This window comes from Mycobacterium sp., from assembly GCF_035623875.1.
GTDB lineage: Bacteria > Actinomycetota > Actinomycetes > Mycobacteriales > Mycobacteriaceae > Mycobacterium.
Genome location: NZ_DASPSP010000137.1, coordinates 1 through 2876 on the forward strand (window position 1 = coordinate 1; position 2876 = coordinate 2876).

Sequence of the window (2876 nt, forward strand, 5' to 3'; positions counted from 1 at the left end):
CCTGACCGGCGCGCGCCACTTCGCGCACTGACCAAGGGGCGCCGAAGGCCGCGAAGGTTAAGCGCTGGCCTCGTCGCGGGCGGTCGTCACGTGGCGGATGAACGCGGCCGATGAGCGTAGGTACGGCCAGCACCGGGCGAATGAAGATCGCCGACAGCAGGGCCAGCAAGCTGGACTGCCATGAGGCAGGCCCGAAGTGTGCCGTCGCAGGACGATCCGGCCAGTGGGGGGGAGTTCACGGTACTGAGGGTATCGGGTAGTTGGCCGTCGTCGGCTGTGAGCTTCGCGGCGAGGCGCCGGGATAGTTGCGTGGGCCACTGGATGGCGCGCGCCTGAACGTCGGCCGACCGTTGAGCGAAGCATCACCATTTGCTGGGGTGGGTCATGACGATTTTGCGTCCAACAAGATCGGATGGGCATAGCATCGCGAATAGGGCGCGTCGACCCCGGCGAGTCTCAATCCAATTCGAAAGGTATTCGAGAGGAAGAAATGCGCGCGATAACGAAAAGAACAGCGACGTTCTCGGTCGGAATTGCAGCGTTCGCGCTGATCGGCGTGGGCTGCCACCACGCGACTAACGCCGGGCAAGCCGCCAGTTCTGCGGCTTCCTCCGCGTCATCCGCGGTGTCATCGGCTATCGCGGAGCCGTCAACGAGCGCGGCGGCGGCACCGACCTCGACCCAGATTGCCGGAAAGAACGGCACGGAGTACACGGTGGAGGGACCCATCTTGGCGAAGTGGGACACGCTCACCGACGAGCAAAAGAAGGACTTGGGCGCCCCGTACGACAACCAGAAACCCACCTTGGACAACAGTGGCGTCTACCAGCAGTTCGATGATGGCGTCCTGATCTATCGGAATGGCGGCCCGGTCTACTTCGTGTGGGGCAAGATCCGCGACACGTGGAATGACAACCAGGCTTCGCAGGGCAAGCTGGGTTACCCGACCTCGGACGAGACGAAGGAACCCGACGGCACCTACAAGTCGACGTTCGAGCACGGCACCGTCACCTGGAAGGAAGGCGACGAGAAGGCCACCGCCACTTTGAGCTAGTCGGTCCTCACGTTCACCTCGGAAGGTCGGGCAATCCACGCGGGTCGCCCGACCTTTCCTGGTTCGAAGGTGACGGGGAGCGATGCCGTATTTGCGTGACCGTCGTAGCGTGGAGTGGTGACCGCACCGAACCACTTGCCCCGCACCGTCGGCGAACTGCGTGCCGCCGGGCACCGTGAACGGGGAGTCAAACAGGAAATCCGGGAAAACCTGCTGACCGGGCTGGCCGAAGGTGACGAGATCTGGCCGGGAATCCTGGGCTTCGACGACACGGTGTTGCCGCAACTGGAGCGGGCGCTGATCGCCGGCCACGACTTTGTGTTGCTCGGTGAGCGCGGTCAGGGCAAGACTCGGTTACTGCGGGCACTGGTCGGCCTGCTCGACGAGTGGACGCCGGTGATCGGCGGCGCCGAACTCGGCGAGCATCCCTACTCGCCGATCACCCCCGAGTCGATCCGGCGGGCCGCGACGCTCGGTGATGGTCTGCCGGTGGAGTGGAAGCACCGCAGCGAGCGCTACACCGAGAAGCTGGCCACCCCGGACACCAGCGTCGCCGACCTGGTGGGCGACATCGACCCGATCAAGGTCGCCGAGGGCCGCAGCCTGGGAGACCCCGACACTATTGCCTACGGCCTGATCCCGCGTGCGCACCGCGGCATCGTCGCGGTCAACGAATTGCCCGACCTGGCCGAGCGCATCCAGGTGTCGATGCTCAACGTGATGGAGGAGCGCGACATCCAGGTGCGCGGCTACACCCTGCGGTTGCCGCTGGACGTGTTGGTGGTCGCCAGCGCCAACCCCGAGGACTACACCAACCGGGGTCGCATCATCACGCCGCTCAAAGACCGGTTTGGCGCCGAGATCCGGACGCACTACCCGCTGGAACTCGACGCCGAGGTGGGGGTGATCCTCCAAGAGGCGCACCTGAACGCCCAGGTGCCCGACCATCTGATCCAGGTGATCGCCCGGTTCGCCCGCGCCCTGCGGGAGTCCAATTCGGTCGATCAGCGCTCCGGGGTATCGGCGCGGTTTGCGATCGCGGCGGCCGAGACCGTTGCGGCCGCCGCACGGCATCGCGGCGCGGTGCTGGGCGAGACCGACCCGGTGGCCCGGGTGGTCGACCTGGGCACCGTGATCGACGTGCTGCGTGGCAAGTTGGAGTTCGAGTCCGGGGAGGAAGGACGCGAGGAGGCCGTGCTCGAACACCTGTTGCGCCGCGCCACCGCCGACACCGCATCCAGGGCGCTCGGTGGCCTCGACGTCGGGCCGCTGGTGGCCGCAGTCGAGGGTGGCTCCGCGGTGACGACGGGTGAGCGGGTCTCGGCGAAGGATGTGCTGGCGGCGCTGCCGGATCTGCCTGTCGTCGAGGCGGTCGCCAGGCGGCTGGGCGCGGAGTCCGAGGGTGAGCGCGCCGCCGCGCTGGAATTGGCGTTGGAGGCCCTGTATTTGGCTAAGCGCATTGACAAGGTGTCCGGAGAAGGCGAAACCGTCTATGGCTAAAGGGCATTCGTCTAGGTACTCGGCGTATACCGGCGGGCCAGACCCGCTGGCCCCGCCGGTGGATCTGCGCGAGGCGCTCGAGCAGATCGGGCAGGACGTCATGGCGGGCACCTCGCCGCGCCGGGCGCTGTCCGAGCTGCTGCGCCGGGGCACCAAGAACATGCCCGGAGCCGACCGGCTGGCCGCAGAGGCCAATCTGCGGCGACGAGAGCTGTTGCGCCGCAATAACTTAGATGGGACCTTGCAAGAGATCAAAAAACTCCTCGACGAGGCGGTGCTGGCCGAGCGCAAGGCACTTGCCCGCGCGCTGGACGACGACGCG

The 2876-nt window shown here is 66.6% G+C and carries 3 protein-coding genes and 1 pseudogene; 3 read left to right on the forward strand and 1 reads right to left on the reverse strand.

What is annotated here, in order from left to right; all coding sequences use genetic code 11:
* Positions 1–456: 456 nt before the first annotated feature.
* Complete coding sequence (locus tag VEI45_RS11240; protein ID WP_324853114.1) at positions 457–705, reverse strand: hypothetical protein; 249 nt, start codon at positions 703–705, stop codon at positions 457–459.
* Between the two features lie 10 nt (positions 706–715).
* On the opposite strand from VEI45_RS11240, the gene VEI45_RS11245 reads away from it, so the two are divergent.
* From VEI45_RS11245 to VEI45_RS11255, 3 genes and pseudogenes are all read left to right on the forward strand, one after another.
* Positions 716–1054: a hypothetical protein gene (locus VEI45_RS11245; protein ID WP_324853116.1), complete on the forward strand. Its 339-nt coding sequence runs from the start codon at positions 716–718 to the stop codon at positions 1052–1054.
* Positions 1055–1168: 114 nt separating this feature from the next.
* Positions 1169–2554 (forward strand): ATP-binding protein, encoded by a 1386-nt coding sequence (locus VEI45_RS11250; protein ID WP_324853118.1) that lies wholly within the window; start codon positions 1169–1171, stop codon positions 2552–2554.
* A pseudogene (locus tag VEI45_RS11255) lies at positions 2547–2876 on the forward strand (hypothetical protein); the annotation flags it as partial. The gene VEI45_RS11250 and the pseudogene VEI45_RS11255, both read left to right, overlap by 8 nt.